Genomic DNA, 14,521 nt, shown 5'->3' with positions numbered 1-14,521 from the left:
TTTGTATTATAATGGGAGTTTTATCAAAATTGTTGTTCCTATTCCTTCTTTACTTGTAACACTAAGCGCACCGCCATGAAGCTCCACCATTTTTTTAACGATAGCTAAACCAATACCTGCACCTGCAGCATGATTATTAATTTGGTAAAATGATTGCTCAATATATGGTAAATGTTCTTTAGCAATTCCAATCCCTTCGTCTCTTACCTTAATCACTGCTTGTCCTTCTATTTTAGTCGCTTCAATGTGTATTGTGCTTTTTTTATGTGAATACTTAATTGCATTTTGAACAATATTCAAGAAAACTTGCTTTAGCCTATTTCGATCTCCCATCAATTCAATTCGGTCTATAGTAGTAATAAATTGAATTTCCTTCTCTTCCGATTTAGGAGTTAATTGCCAAATCGTCTCCTCTAGTATATCGTACAATTGCACCTTTTGTTTATATAAATTAAAATGATTTGATTGTAATCTTGAAAAATCTAACAATTCTTCTACTAAATGAATCAACCTATCTGTCTCACCTGAAATAATGCCCATACCTTGCTTTATTTCTTCTTCTGTTAAATGATCTACTGTTTTTAACGTCTCACTCCAACCTTTAATTCCTGTTAAAGGCGTTCGTATTTCGTGCGAAATAGAAGCAATGAATTCATTTTTCATCTGCTCAGCCTTATCTATTTTATAGGCCATATAATTTAAACTATGTGCCAAGTCACCTAATTCTCCAGGATAATCTTCTTTAATTTTTTGCTTTAATGTGCCTTCTGCAATTTGTGAAGAGGCTTGAATAATGGATTCAATTGGCTCAACAAATGAATTTGCCAAACGTCTACTAATTAAGAAGACGACTCCCGAAATAACAATACCTACAGAAATAGTAAACGTAATAATTTCAATAATCTTTTTATTTACATTTGTTAAAACAGTCGTATATTTTAAAACACCAATAGTTTGTCCTTGATGTATAAGTGGGCTTAGCACCTCTAGTTGTTTTTTATTACCTTTCTTAGTAACTTGATTATACATTTCACCTTCTAATAATGATTGTGGAATGTTCACTTTACCTTCTATCTTTTCACCACTTGAAGATTGTATAACCGAGCCGTGACGATCAATTAACTGTAATTCTGTTCCTTCTAATTGAAAGCTACTAATTATGTCACCACTATATTCTTGTAATCGAATAAAGTATAGTGAATTGTATTCTGAAAAAAAACGTGTACTCGTTTTCGCATGAGACTCTATATATTGCACAATACCATTATAATAGTATCGATAAATTGAGACTGAAAATACAACTTCAAATAATACAAGCATAAGTGTAATGACCGTCATAAAATATAAAGTCACTTTCCGTTTCATCTTATACTTTCCTTCCACACATATCCTTTTCCCCACACCGTAAGAATAAATTCAGGTTCTGATGGATTACATTCTATCTTTTGACGTAACCGTCTCATATTTACATCTACCACTTTCGTCTCACCTACGTAATTGGTTCCCCAAATCATATTTAAAATTTCATCACGCGAAACTGGCTTTGAAGCCTGATTCATTAAATACTGTAATATCATATACTCTGTAGGTGTTAAATCGACTAATTGTCCATCTTTATACAATCTTTCTTCTATAATATTTAACGAAAATGGACCTGACGTAACAATATTCGTTTTTTCTTCATGTACTTCTATTCTTCTTAATAAAGACTGTATACGTGCAGTTAATACTACTGGACTAAACGGTTTTGCAATATAATCATCTGCACCTATCCCTAGTCCTTGCACCTTATCTTCATCTTGTACACGTGCGGTTAACATAATAATACCCATTTTTTTATTTTCTTTCCTGATAGCCTTACAAACTTCTAAACCATTAATCCCCGGTAACATTACATCCAGCAGTGCTATATCAACAGTTTGTTCACTCAAAATTTGTAACGCTTCTTCTCCAGTAGTAGCTTCTATTACATAAAATCCAGCACGTTTTAAATTTAAAACAATAAAGCTACGGATTGTTAATTCATCTTCTAAAACTAAAATTTTTGACATAATTCTCACCTCCTACTCTTGTTGATAATCCGCTAGCGGTTTTATATATGCTTTCACTTTTTCAAATTTTGATTGCTTCGGTACTGCATATACGTGAGAAGCCGTTTTAATTGCTGCGCTGTAGCCTTTTATATTGAACCATTCTTTCCGCTTAAAAATATGAACTTCAAGCCATATTTCATTTGTTCTTGTATCCAAAAACTTTTGAGAATTTGATTCTTTTTGCTGATCTGGTATTGTAATTTTCCCTATTAACTCTTTAGGGATTTTCACATAATACCCTTTTTCTATATCTATATATCGTTCTTCAATTGGTTTAATTCCAGATTCACTCCACTGTATGTAACGTTCGAAAAGCGGACTATCACCATGTGATTTATCTTCCCAACCTTTTGGGCGTACAGTACGAACAAATTCAATAATGTCGTCTTCATTAACATCTTTACTTTCTACAACATATTCATTAAATAAATCTTCTTTCCCATCTATAGGTAATACTTCATAATGATCCTGATCAAATTTTGCTACATAAGTTATACCTGAATGAGCCCCTGTTCCCGCATCGATTACAACTGCCTTTAATGATTTAGAAATACGACCCATTTGTATTCTTTGAATACTATTTATATACGGATCAAATGTAACCTCTGACAATACCTTAAACTTTTCAATGAACTGAACCTTCAACTGTTCATCTTTCATATGCGAAACAAGGCTTATGTCTTTAAAACCATTTTTGTTTAAATCATCTATAAATAACTTTGTATACTTCTGTCTATAAAATTCCTTTATATCGTCACTCTCATCGGAAAAAACATACATTGTGTTTTCTAATAAATCACGATTGGTAGTTATTCCTATCAATAGTTCCCTTTTCCCACTCCCTGTGAAATCTCCTACCTCAACAATATCTACTTCTTCCCCATCAAATGTATAGGTTGACTTCATATTCCATCCATTATTTTTCTTCTCATATACGGCTAAATATATATGATAATCTTCATTAGGTATTTTATATACGATGACAGCTTCTTTGTTATTATCTCGCTCGAAATTCATTGACCATGTCGTCTGTTTATCTCTATTAGACATTGGAGTAAGTAAGCGATAATTAACAGGTAAATCTTTATCAATTTGTTCATTTAATTCATTAATCCATTTTTTATTTGTAGGAGCTTCCATTAGACTTGTTGGAGCTTCAGACATTTTACATCCAGTCAATATAAAGATAATTCCCATCATGCTTAACCATTTCTGCATATGATATCTTTCCTTACCACAAATTTTGAATATGTCCTTTTACTTTTTTACCTATCCATTATACTCATACATATGAGTATAATTTTTCTAAACTAAAAAATCGTTACAGAAAAGTTACAAATACATTCCAAAAAAAAAGATTGGCAAAAGCCAATCTTTTTTTATTATTCGTTTCGAACTGGTTTTGGCGTTACACCTAAATGATCATTTAATTTTTTTGAAATATCTTTTACATTTTTTTCATTTGGAATGTAATAATAAATACCACCGATACGTTTATCTGTACCTTCTATTTGCATTTTTTCCATTTCCAAATTAGATCCTGCCATATTTTTTGTAATGGCAAGCATATCGTCAAATGTTAAGTTCGTTTTCATGTTTTTATCAACCGCATCTAGTAAAGAGCCCATTTTGCTAATTGATTGAACAGACATCGCTTTTTTGGCAATTGCTTCTATTACAAGTTGCTGTCTCTGTCCACGCATTGCGTCACTATCAATTTTACGCGTTCTTGCAAGTGCAAGTGCTTGTTCTCCATTTAAATGTTGGTAACCTTTTTCTAAATGGATCATACCAGCTTGGTCTTTACTATCTTGTTCAGTGAAAGTAACTGGTACATCAATATCAATACCACCAATTGAATCGACAATTTGTACGAATGATTCAAAGTTAAACTTCACATAATAATCAACAGGGACATTTAAAAATCTTTCCACCGTATCGCGTGTGCTTTCTACGCCACCAAATACGTGAGCATGAGTAATTTTATCTAATTTTTTTCTAGTTGGAATATAAACACGTGAATCACGTGGAATACTTACTAGCTTAACAGACTTATCATCTTTATTAATTGTTGCTAATAAAAGTGCATCTGTTCGAACTGCTTCGCCATATTGGCTTTTTCTCATTTCACTTCCATCTACACCCATGATTAATATTGAAATATTATCCTTTAAAGGTTCAACTTCTTTATCACGCTTTGATGACTTTTCAATTTTCGCATACGCATCATTTACAACAGCTTTTGCTTTATTATATATAAACGAACCATATCCTACTCCTCCAAAAATAAGTAGGAAAAATGGAATTAATATGAACCATTTTATTGACTTTCTTTTAGAACGCTTTTTATTACTTCTCGTATTTTGTTCTAATTCAGAGCTCATACCCATTCGCCTCTCTTTCTCTTTACCAAGTATAATGTAAGTCTATTTATCTTCATATTGAATTTCCTTTCATTAACCTTACAATTTTGTAAGGTTACTACTAAAACCCAATATGTATTCCATTTCACATTATACTCTCGTACTTATTTTTGGCAAGTCACTATTTACCAATTTCAAAAATTTAGCACTTCGCAACATGCAAATTTATAAACTCATTAACTCTTTCATTTTAAATTAGGATATCTTTTTCCAGATAAACGATATGAATAAAGAGTCCAGCTAATGATAAAACCTCTATGAGTACAGTATATTTCACGTTATTATTTCTCAAACGGCGTATACATGCTTTTCTTCCCCTGATTATCAATAAAAGCCGACTTTGCTTTTATTTTCGTTTTTTCTACTTCCATGTCTTCATTTGAGAAGTTCACAATGATTTTAATATTTTTTCCATAAGAAACAGATTGTACTAGCTTATCTTCTGACAAATACGCAAAATTCGTCATCTCTTCTTTTACTGCTTTTTCATGAACTTCATTCCAAACTTTTAGATGCTCTGTAATTTCTTTTTTATGTTTATTCCACTCTACTTCATTTAAATGGTACAACGGAGGAACATTATACAATAATTCAGACAGCATTCGATTTCCAACTTCATCTTTTACCTTTAAACTTCCCCATTCCCAATGATGCGTTGTAATAACGGAATCATTGTATACTAATTTATATAATGGTACCGAATATACTGGGTTTAAATACACTTGTTTATATTCTTCTTTCAATGGTACTTGTTTTGCATATTTTTCGGGAACATTTTGATTTGGTGACCAATATCCACCGACATAATACGGACTTGTTTTATTTTTCCGCATATCTTCATCGTCCCATTTAATAACAGGTGTTTCAATTCCGTGTGCAAATGCAATCGTACTACTAGCAAAATCATTTCCACCTTCAGAACCAACGACCATACCCTTTTCTTGTGCAATGTAGTCCATTCGTTTTAAACGTGCTTTTAAATCTTGCTCTTGTGTCGTTATATGTTTCGCTGAATAGTCATCGTAAATTTCACCTGTCGCATCACAATCAATAAACCATGAATTATATTTAGGACCATTTTGTAATATATCATTCATGCGTTCCTTTACACTAGGCAGCGATAAAGTCGGGTTTAACTTGCGACCTCTGCCTAAAAAGCCTTGCACCTTTTCTCCGTTTTTCTTCGTTACAGTAGCCTCTTCATATAATGATGGGTCATTAAAGGATGCTGTGTTCCAATTTTTATCACTTTTTTCGTGAATGGAATGATATGAATCATACGGACCAACTAAATACCCCATTTCCTTCGCTTTTGTCACGAAATTAGGTTGCATAAATCCTTGTTCCCAGTTCGGCAGACCAATCCACGCTTTTTCTATTCCTACCTCTTTCATTTCCTTTAGTATGTCCGTTCCATCTGCATTACCCCATTTACTTACCTCTTCAACCGCATCACCAAGTAGCGACTTTAATAAATGCTTATTTAAGCTATACAATTCTGTGTTCGTTAAGTGACCTACACCTTTCTTTAATAGCACACTAGCTTCCTGATCAACGTTTTGAAAAATATCCTCTTTATAAAATTCCTTCATGGATAATACTTCGTTTATATAACGTAAAATAACATTTTTTTGATACTTATCAATGAAATCTTGTTTACTTACTTGATCTAATACATTCAGTTCCCCAGGCTCTGAACTATTCTTTTGAATAAGTTCTCTTATATGACTAAACAGCGGGCTATTTATTTGCTCCCTTAGTTTTGGCCAATTTATATTATTTTCTGATAAACCATTTTGATTCCAAAAATAAAAATGCGCCGCTCCATATAACTTTTCGATTTCTTTATTTTTTCTAGCCTTTTCTTGTAATGTTTTAAATTCACCTTTTCGAACAATATCATCCTTATACAGTTTAGCAATGCTTACCGCATCATTATTTGTCACATATAATTGAAATCCATATGTTTTATTTTTATTTATGCTCGGAAATTCATGTGTAAAATCAAATCCTATTTTCGGATCCGAATGAAATTTCAATTCATTATTAAACATATTGTTTGCAATATATACAATTGAATATTTCGAACCATTTAAAGCGAAAAACTTCATAGAAAATGATTCAGCAAATGAATATGCATCATCCTTTAAAAACTTCTTCCAATTCTCATCATTGCTCGGAATTTGCTTACCCTCCCACAACGGAAGTGTATAATTTTCAGCTTCTACTTTCGGCCATGTAAAGCTTTCTGCACCAGTCGATTCCACTTCAATGTTTAAGTGGTCTTTTTTCTTTTCTAATTTTATTTTTACTTTTTGATCTGGATATTCCCACGATGTACGATCCTTTTCTTTTTTTACATTCGATACCTTCATTTTCGGTAGGGGTTGTGATGCCTGTTCCTTTACCCCCTCATGTTCTACAGTTAATGTGAATGTTTCTGGATTTACATCATAAGTAAAATCTTTATACGTCGATTTCTTTATTTTAGACTCTTGTACAGCATTACTACCTTTTACGTCACAACCGACTAAAGTCGAAAATGGCATAGTTGTTAGAAGACATATCGCTATCATTTTTTTCATCCTCTGCACCTCCACCAATGAATATACAGGTGGTTTGTTACAGGAATGTGGCAAAAAATAATAGAGCTAGCATTTTGCTAGCTCTATTTGGAGTATTAAAAGTTGATATGAACAACTATAATTCGCTTAGAAGATATGTAATACAGTAACTGCATTTTTTCTCAACAATTATGAAACTAAACAAATCAAAATTTTAACAAGCATTCTTTAACTGAAAAAATAAGTGTATACAATGTATCCTAAAAGTAGTACTAAAATGATTATCCCTGTACCTTTCCAATTCATACCGCCTGCTATATCAACTGGACTACCTGTTTCCGCTCTATTGAGTCCGTCATGTAAAGAACCCGTAGGATTACTTTTTAATTCACTTTGTCTCATACGCTCTCTTTTTTCTTCTGGTGACTCTTTATTCATTTAATCACCTCCAAAATGAATGCACTCTTTACTTACATTATTCAAAATCAACATTTGTTTTATATTTTTTTCCGAAAAAACCTAATTTAAAATAGGTTTGCAACGTAAAGAAAGCTAGCCATGCCAGCTTTCTTTACGATCCAATATGCTCTTCCTTATTTACAATAATACCTTTATGGTCGATTTCAAGCTCACATACTTTCATATCTGTAAATACTCTCGCTAATTGCTCAGCGATTTCTTGACGTTTCTCATATGGCGTTAATATAAAAATAGATGGTCCCGCACCGCTAAGTGCTGTACCGTACGCACCAAATTCTTTTGCGCATTTACGAATAGATGGTAATAACGGTACGAGTTCTAAACGATATGGCTCGTGAAAATGGTCTCTCTCCATCATTTCACCTACAACTTCCCACCGCTTTTGACATAATGCAGCTACTAATACGTTACTTATCGCACTAGCTTTAACTGCCTCATGAAACGAAAACATCTTTGGTAATACAGATCGACTTTCATCTGTATTTAATTCTTCATTCGGAATAAGAGAAATTACCCCTAACTCCTTGCTCTCAATTCTTACGACGGAAATATCCTTTCCATCAAGTGCTCCGATTACAGTTCCACCTAATATAGAAGCAGCAACATTATCAGGATGTCCTTCAAAATTTGTAGCAATTTGAACTTTTTGATCAGCAGTTAAGTTCAAATTGCCTAGTTGATTCGCAAGTTCTATCCCAGCTACAATCGCTGATGCACTACTTCCTAGCCCTCTTGTTAATGGGATATTACTAGTAACTTCTATTATATGGGGTGATATAGAAGGACAGACTTTACATGCCGTGCTAACGATTAAATTTTTATCGTCTGTCGGAATTGATTCTTCAAAGGAATGGATTACTTGCCATTTATCAGCTTTTTCTTTAACCACCACATCTAAATACAATGACAAAGCTATTCCAACTGAATCAAATCCAGGACCAACATTTGCCGTACTAGCAGGGACACGAACACTTAATGGTATCACGACATAATCACCCCTTTAATATGATCTTTAATCTGTTCTATATCATTTGACAAACTTGCGATGTCTAGTTGATTTGAAGAAATAGCGATATCAGGATCCTTCAAACCATTTCCAGTTAATACTGCAACAACTGTTTCTCCCTTTTTGATTTTTCCAGATTTAACATGTTTAATTACGCCAGCTAATGAAGCATTTGATCCCGGTTCAGCGAAAACTCCTTCAGTTTTTGCCAATAACCTATACGCATGTAAAATTTCTTCATCTGATACCATATCTATTTCACCACAAGACTGCTCGGCAGCCTCTACTGCATACGACCAACTTGCTGGGTTACCAATGCGAATTGCTGTTGCAATTGTTTCAGGCTCTTCAATTACATGCCCTTTTACAATTGCCGCTGCTCCTTCTGCTTCAAAGCCATGAATTCTTGGCTTCTTATAACCTTTTTCTTTCTCATATTCACAGAAGCCTTTCCAATATGCTGTAATATTCCCTGCGTTCCCAACAGGGATAGCTAGAACATCTGGTGCATTTTGCAATTGGTCACAAATTTCAAATGCTGCTGTTTTTTGTCCTTCAATTCGATAAGGATTCACTGAATTTACTAATGTAACCGGCTCTTCTGCAGCAATATTTCTTACAGCCTTAAGTGCATCATCGAAATTCCCTTCTATTGAAATAATTTCAGCTCCATAAGCGACCGCTTGCGCTAATTTTCCATGCGCAATCTTTCCTTCAGGGATTACGATTATACATTTCATCCCAAGACGTGCCGCATATGCTGCAGCTGATGCTGATGTATTACCTGTTGATGCACAAATGATTGCTTCTGAACCTTCTTCTTTCGCCTTAGCAACTGCCATCACCATACCACGATCTTTAAAAGAACCTGTCGGATTCGCTCCTTCGTACTTACCATATAGCTGAATCCCTAATTGCTTTGATATATTTAATAACGGAATAAGAGGTGTGTTTCCTTCCATTAAACTGACATCAGGTGTGTTTTCATTCACCGGTAAATAAGAAGCATATTGTTTTAATAGTCCTTTATACATATTGTTTTTCCTCCTCAATAATGTAGTAACTGTTTATTTCACTTGCGACAGCTTCTATCGCTCCTAAAACTCGTTCGAATTGATACTTGGAAGTTCGATGTGTCACAACAACAACTTCTGCCAGTTCACGGTTTAAAGGTAATTGAATAACTTCTTTTAAACTTACAGAATAATTAACGAAACATTCTGTTATTTTTTGTAACATCCCAGGCTCATCTCGTAATGAAATACGCAAGAAATATTTCGAAACTACTTCTTCATCACTTTGTAATTCATAAGGAACTGGTTCTTTTAACGCACTTTTATTTTTCGGCACTTGATTCATATTTTTAACGATTGAAATAATATCACTTACTACAGCAGAACCAGTTGGCAACTTTCCAGCTCCAGGTCCGTAAAACATTACTTCTCCTACCGCTTGACCGTGAACATATACTGCATTAAATTCATTATTTACATTCGATAATGGATGACGACTTGGTAAAAGTGTCGGTTCTACACTTAAATGAATGGCTGATCCTTGTTTTTCTGCTTTCCCAATTAACTTCATAGTAAATCCTAACTTTTCAGCCATTTGTAAATCTTCTTTTTCGACCTTTCGAATCCCTCTTACTTGCACATCATCTAATGAAACATTCATCGAAAAACCTAAGTTTGCAAGAATTGCTACCTTTCTCGCCGCATCTAGTCCATCTACATCTGCTGTCGGATCCGATTCTGCAAAACCTAATTTTTGTGCTTCCTGTAAAGCCTCTTCATAAGACCACCCATTTTGACTCATTTTTGTTAACATATAATTTGTTGTACCATTTACAATTCCCATTATTTTTTCAATTTGATCTGATGCTAGCCCGTCAGTTAGTCCTCTTAACACTGGAATACCGCCTGCTACGCTCGCTTCATAACATAAATCACAATCATTATCGTTTGCCAGTTGAAGAAGCTCTGCACCATATACAGCCATTAAATCTTTATTTGCTGTTACGACATGTTTTTTATTTTCTAAAGCCTTAACAATATGCTGTTTTGCTTCTTCAATTCCGCCCATTACCTCTACTACAATATCAATATTTGAATCATTTAGAACTTCATCTGCATGACTTGTGACTGCAATTCCGTCAATACAAACATCGCGTTCTTTTTCCAAATCACGTACAACGACTGTTTTCACTTTCACTTCGTATCCTGTATCAAGAGCGATTTTTTTATAATGTTCTTTCAAAATATGAACAACACCACTTCCGACCGTGCCTAAACCTAATACCCCAACATTTATAACGTTATTCATCTTCTAATCTCCTCCTAAAAGTTTAATTGTTACACCTATAAATCACCTTACTCTGCTTTTTTGTCATGCAGGTGGTGGTTATTTCCGTACTTATAAATAGTTTCATGTTACCGCACCTCCCTTCAAAGTAATAAAAAAAACACACCCCTCCCTAGGAAAGGGACGAATGTGTTTTCGTGGTTCCACCCTTGTTCCAATCTAGACGTATTTCTCCCTAGATTGCTCAAGTTCAGATAACGGCTGATACCGTCAATAATTACTAGATTACTCGTTCACTATTGAAGTTCAAAGGTGGTAAAATCATTTCTCGTGTTAGGAAGCTCACACCCTTGGCTTCCCTCTCTGTAAACCGTAAAAATGATTTCTTGTCCTTATCGTTACTTTTTCGTTCATGTTTATTTGTTAACTCATTATACTCGCATAAAAAACAAAATCAATACTATTTTTTAATTATTTTAAATTTTCAATCTCTAAAACCGTAAAAAAACACACTCATCCCTAGGAAAGGGACGAATGTGTTTTCGTGGTTCCACCCTTGTTCCAACCTAGACGTATTTCTTCCTAGATTGCTCAAGTTCAGATAACGGCTGATACCGTCAATAATTACTAGATTACTCGTTCACTATTGAAGTTCAAAGGTGGTAAAACCATTTCTCGTGTTAGGAAGCTCACACCCTAGACTTCCCTCTCTGTAAACCGTAAAAATGATTTCTTGTCCTTATCGTTACTTTTTCGTTCATGTCTATTTGTTAACTTATTATAGTTATCAACTTTTTAAAAAGCAAGCCTATTTTTACTAACTATTTTCAAGAATTTTTTTATAATATTTTACAATAGCATTATGCAACCGCCACTCAATTTACCTATTTTGTTATTTCTCCAGTTTATAAATCAACGGTTCATATATAAATTCCCCATTCTAAAACCCGTACATATCCGCTCTACAAAACTATATTAATAAAATTTCTAATACAATCTTTTTGTATAACTTTCTTCTAAAGAACGTGCAACATCTTCTTCTGAAGTATTCACTTTCGCATGCTCCAGCAACATTTTTGCTGCTGAAGGTAACTCTTTTTTATTTAACCAAGATTCTGGATCCCACATCTTAGAACGAATAAAAGCTTTTGCACAATGAATATAACACTCTTCTATTTCAACAACAATTCCAAGCAACGGATTGCGTCCATTCGCCTGCATTTCTTTCAAAATTTCTTCGTCGTTTGTAATATACGCTCGGCCATTTATTCTGAGTGTCTCCCCAAGACCTGGAATAAAAAAGATTAGTCCTACACGTGGATTTGAAATAATATTCAAAATGGAGTCTATACGACGATTTCCTGGTCTTTCTGGAATGATAATTTTATTATTATTGAGTACGTATACAAATCCAGGTGCATCTCCTCGCGGCGAGGCGTCACACTCCCCCAACTTATTTCCAGTGGATAATACTAGAAAAGGAGATTTAGAAAGAAAATCTACGCAATGGTGGTCTAATGATGAAATGACTTTTTTCAACGCTCGCTCACTTGGTTGCCCCAATATTTTCCGTAACTCTTCCTCTGTTGAAATAATCGATTTTATTTCCGTACGCTCTATCCCCACTTATAACCACTCCTTTTTCTTTATTTTCCCAAAATTCAATACAAATATTGTATAATAAAATTTGAGGAAAGGGGAATTAAAATGACAGAGTGGTTAACAATATTTGATCCTGAAAGAAATACACTTGGGAAGAAATTACGTGATGAAGTGCATCGTGACGGCGATTGGCACGAAACATTTCATTGCTGGTTTGTAGAAAAAGATAATGAAGATATGTTTTTATATTTCCAATTACGCTCTAAAAATAAAAAAGAAGCTCCATGTATATGGGATATTACTTCAGCTGGACATATTATGCATGATGAAGATGTACAAATTGGTGGTCTTCGTGAAATTGAGGAAGAATTAGGGCTTTCCTTTCAAACTAATGATTTAACATACAAGGGAATCTTTAAAATAGATTATGAAATTTCAAATCTTACTGATCGCGAGTTTTGTCATATGTATTTTCACAACGTCATCAATCCACTTCCATTCGCACCAGGTGAAGAAGTAGACGATGTGATGAAAGTACATGCAACTTCTTTTCTACAACTATTAAAAGGAGAGATTTCATCTTTAACGACTATTTCAGTCTTAAACAATACACCGATTACGATAACATTTGAAGATATTTATCCGTATGATCTTGCATACTATGAATTTGTTATAGAGCAAGGAAAAGAATTATTAAAAAATAATAGTTTATAAATAAAATAGGACTCCTAGCAAAATATTGCGTAGCGTCCTATTTTTTTATTATTGTTCAAGTATATTTAATCTACTCTCTACTTGTATAAATAAACGAATGATTAATAACAGCATAACCACTATAATCGCTATTATTGTATGTGGATATCTAAACAGTATACTAATAACACTTCCAATTAACATCATGATAAATCCGTTTTGCTTCATCACTTCTGCACTATACCTGTTACCCGCATCCCATAATTCCTTATTTTTCATAGATCGTTTCGTACGATAACCATATGCCGCATTAATATCGGTCGGTGAATTTTTTTGAAGAATAATTGCCGCAAGTATAAAAATAATACCAATCAATATGCTTATTCCTATGTTTACTAGTGCATCAATCAATTATATCCCCCCTAACTTACACTTTCATTATACGACACAACCCTTATTTTTCCAATTTATAACACATTCACTTTCTTTCTTTCGATGTCTGGAACATACTTGGAAGTGTTACAAAACGTGCCCCTTTCGTTTTTAACTGCGGAATGATTTTGTCTAGTGCATCAACAGATCCTTGTAAATGCCCACCTGGAGTAGAATGCTGCAGTATGACACTACCTGGAAATGAATTCCCTAACACATTATTTGTAATCGTATCGGCACTTACACCTTTCCAATCAACTGTATCAACACTCCACTGTACAATCATAAAATTTTGCTCAGTTGCCCAATTCAATTGATTTTCAAGTATTTCACCATACGGTGGACGTATAAATTTAGGAGCATAGCCGGCTAAACGTTTTAATATTTCTTCCGTTTTTATAATTTGATTACGGTACTCAGCGTCATTTACTTTCGCTAAATTCGGATGACTGTACGTATGATTACCAATTACATGCCCTTCATTTGCAATACGCTTTACTACGTTCGGAAATTTTTCTGCGTTTTCACCAAGTAAGAAAAAAGTAGCTTTTACATTATGTTGTTTTAACTTATCTAATATTTTTGGCGTGAATTCTGAATCTGGTCCATCATCAAATGTAAGAGCTACTTCCGCTTTATTATACGGTCCTGAAAATGCGTACGCATATTTTTCAACCCATGTAAATGGTGTCCACGATCCACGATCATCTGCTTTCATTTGTACTTCATAGCTTTGAGGGATATATGCGTATGGCAATGCGCTTATATAGTCTCCATAATAAAATGAGTTATATGGCATATAAGCATACGAAACATCTCGTTCTAGTCCCCATTGATATGGAGCAAACATTTCTGGCGAATAAAAATAATACATGATAAAAAACCTCCCTAAATTTTCATATGTGATTCATCTGCACTTTGTTAGAG

13 protein-coding genes and 2 other annotated features are annotated in these 14,521 nt (G+C 33.9%); of the genes, 1 reads left to right on the top strand and 12 read right to left on the bottom strand.

What is annotated here, in order from left to right; translation table 11 throughout:
- Window positions 1–6: 6 nt before the first annotated feature.
- From N2V79_RS09810 to N2V79_RS09765, 10 genes are all read right to left on the bottom strand, one after another.
- Window positions 7–1,365 carry a sensor histidine kinase gene (locus N2V79_RS09810; RefSeq protein WP_000824526.1) on the bottom strand — a complete coding sequence of 453 codons (1,359 nt, stop codon included), beginning with the start codon at window positions 1,363–1,365 and terminating at the stop codon, window positions 7–9.
- Complete coding sequence (locus N2V79_RS09805; RefSeq protein WP_000036074.1) at window positions 1,362–2,051, bottom strand: response regulator transcription factor; 690 nt, start codon at window positions 2,049–2,051, stop codon at window positions 1,362–1,364. Before N2V79_RS09805 ends, N2V79_RS09810 begins: the two co-directional genes overlap by 4 nt.
- Before the next feature lie 12 nt (window positions 2,052–2,063).
- Complete coding sequence (locus N2V79_RS09800; protein ID WP_340719808.1) at window positions 2,064–3,311, bottom strand: hypothetical protein; 1,248 nt, start codon at window positions 3,309–3,311, stop codon at window positions 2,064–2,066.
- A 164-nt stretch (window positions 3,312–3,475) separates the two neighbouring features.
- On the bottom strand, window positions 3,476–4,477 hold the full coding sequence (locus N2V79_RS09795) for an LCP family protein (protein WP_002093954.1): 1,002 nt from the start codon (window positions 4,475–4,477) through the stop codon (window positions 3,476–3,478).
- A gap of 320 nt (window positions 4,478–4,797) precedes the next feature.
- Window positions 4,798–7,101: a glycoside hydrolase gene (locus N2V79_RS09790; protein ID WP_340719807.1), complete on the bottom strand. Its 2,304-nt coding sequence runs from the start codon at window positions 7,099–7,101 to the stop codon at window positions 4,798–4,800.
- A gap of 207 nt (window positions 7,102–7,308) precedes the next feature.
- On the bottom strand, window positions 7,309–7,518 hold the full coding sequence (locus tag N2V79_RS09785) for a DUF6366 family protein (RefSeq protein ID WP_001031479.1): 210 nt from the start codon (window positions 7,516–7,518) through the stop codon (window positions 7,309–7,311).
- Window positions 7,519–7,651: 133 nt separating this feature from the next.
- Entirely contained in the window at window positions 7,652–8,545 is an 894-nt protein-coding gene (thrB, locus tag N2V79_RS09780) for a homoserine kinase (protein WP_340719806.1), read from the bottom strand.
- Window positions 8,542–9,600 carry a threonine synthase gene (gene thrC / locus N2V79_RS09775; protein WP_069355439.1) on the bottom strand — a complete coding sequence of 353 codons (1,059 nt, stop codon included), beginning with the start codon at window positions 9,598–9,600 and terminating at the stop codon, window positions 8,542–8,544. Before thrC ends, thrB begins: the two co-directional genes overlap by 4 nt.
- The gene (locus N2V79_RS09770; RefSeq protein ID WP_069355438.1) at window positions 9,593–10,888 is read right to left on the bottom strand and encodes a homoserine dehydrogenase; all 1,296 of its coding nucleotides are present in this window, start codon (window positions 10,886–10,888) and stop codon (window positions 9,593–9,595) included. Before N2V79_RS09770 ends, thrC begins: the two co-directional genes overlap by 8 nt.
- Before the next feature lie 155 nt (window positions 10,889–11,043).
- Window positions 11,044–11,275, bottom strand: a binding site (T-box leader).
- A gap of 115 nt (window positions 11,276–11,390) precedes the next feature.
- Window positions 11,391–11,622, bottom strand: a binding site (T-box leader).
- A 232-nt stretch (window positions 11,623–11,854) separates the two neighbouring features.
- A complete protein-coding gene (locus N2V79_RS09765) occupies window positions 11,855–12,493 on the bottom strand; it encodes a pyridoxamine 5'-phosphate oxidase family protein (RefSeq protein WP_000510728.1) in 639 nt (212 codons plus the stop codon).
- 81 nt (window positions 12,494–12,574) lie between these two features.
- Here N2V79_RS09765 and N2V79_RS09760 point away from each other — a divergent pair, with 81 nt between their 5' ends.
- On the top strand, window positions 12,575–13,183 hold the full coding sequence (locus tag N2V79_RS09760; RefSeq protein ID WP_000141352.1) for an NUDIX hydrolase: 609 nt from the start codon (window positions 12,575–12,577) through the stop codon (window positions 13,181–13,183).
- A gap of 48 nt (window positions 13,184–13,231) precedes the next feature.
- On the opposite strand, the gene N2V79_RS09755 is transcribed toward N2V79_RS09760, so the two are convergent.
- Window positions 13,232–13,570: an SdpI family protein gene (locus N2V79_RS09755; RefSeq protein ID WP_340720339.1), complete on the bottom strand. Its 339-nt coding sequence runs from the start codon at window positions 13,568–13,570 to the stop codon at window positions 13,232–13,234.
- A gap of 70 nt (window positions 13,571–13,640) precedes the next feature.
- The gene (locus N2V79_RS09750; RefSeq protein ID WP_000291203.1) at window positions 13,641–14,468 is read right to left on the bottom strand and encodes a peptidoglycan-N-acetylglucosamine deacetylase; all 828 of its coding nucleotides are present in this window, start codon (window positions 14,466–14,468) and stop codon (window positions 13,641–13,643) included.
- Window positions 14,469–14,521 lie beyond the last annotated feature (53 nt).

The organism is Bacillus sp. CH_70, from assembly GCF_038007045.1.
In the GTDB taxonomy this organism is placed as follows: domain Bacteria; phylum Bacillota; class Bacilli; order Bacillales; family Bacillaceae_G; genus Bacillus_A; species Bacillus_A cereus.
This window is presented reverse-complemented; position numbering and strand designations above follow the sequence as displayed.

Bases quoted from the DNA above. Each gene is read 5' to 3' on its own strand.
- N2V79_RS09810 (WP_000824526.1), bottom strand. From the start codon at position 1,365: ATGAAACGGAAAGTGACTTTATATTTTATGACGGTCATTACACTTATG.
- N2V79_RS09805 (WP_000036074.1), bottom strand. From the start codon at position 2,051: ATGTCAAAAATTTTAGTTTTAGAAGATGAATTAACAATCCGTAGCTTT.
- N2V79_RS09800 (WP_340719808.1), bottom strand. From the start codon at position 3,311: ATGCAGAAATGGTTAAGCATGATGGGAATTATCTTTATATTGACTGGA.
- N2V79_RS09795 (WP_002093954.1), bottom strand. From the start codon at position 4,477: ATGAGCTCTGAATTAGAACAAAATACGAGAAGTAATAAAAAGCGTTCT.
- N2V79_RS09790 (WP_340719807.1), bottom strand. From the start codon at position 7,101: ATGAAAAAAATGATAGCGATATGTCTTCTAACAACTATGCCATTTTCG.
- N2V79_RS09785 (WP_001031479.1), bottom strand. From the start codon at position 7,518: ATGAATAAAGAGTCACCAGAAGAAAAAAGAGAGCGTATGAGACAAAGT.
- thrC (WP_069355439.1), bottom strand. From the start codon at position 9,600: ATGTATAAAGGACTATTAAAACAATATGCTTCTTATTTACCGGTGAAT.
- N2V79_RS09770 (WP_069355438.1), bottom strand. From the start codon at position 10,888: ATGAATAACGTTATAAATGTTGGGGTATTAGGTTTAGGCACGGTCGGA.
- N2V79_RS09760 (WP_000141352.1), top strand. From the start codon at position 12,575: ATGACAGAGTGGTTAACAATATTTGATCCTGAAAGAAATACACTTGGG.
- N2V79_RS09750 (WP_000291203.1), bottom strand. From the start codon at position 14,468: ATGTATTATTTTTATTCGCCAGAAATGTTTGCTCCATATCAATGGGGA.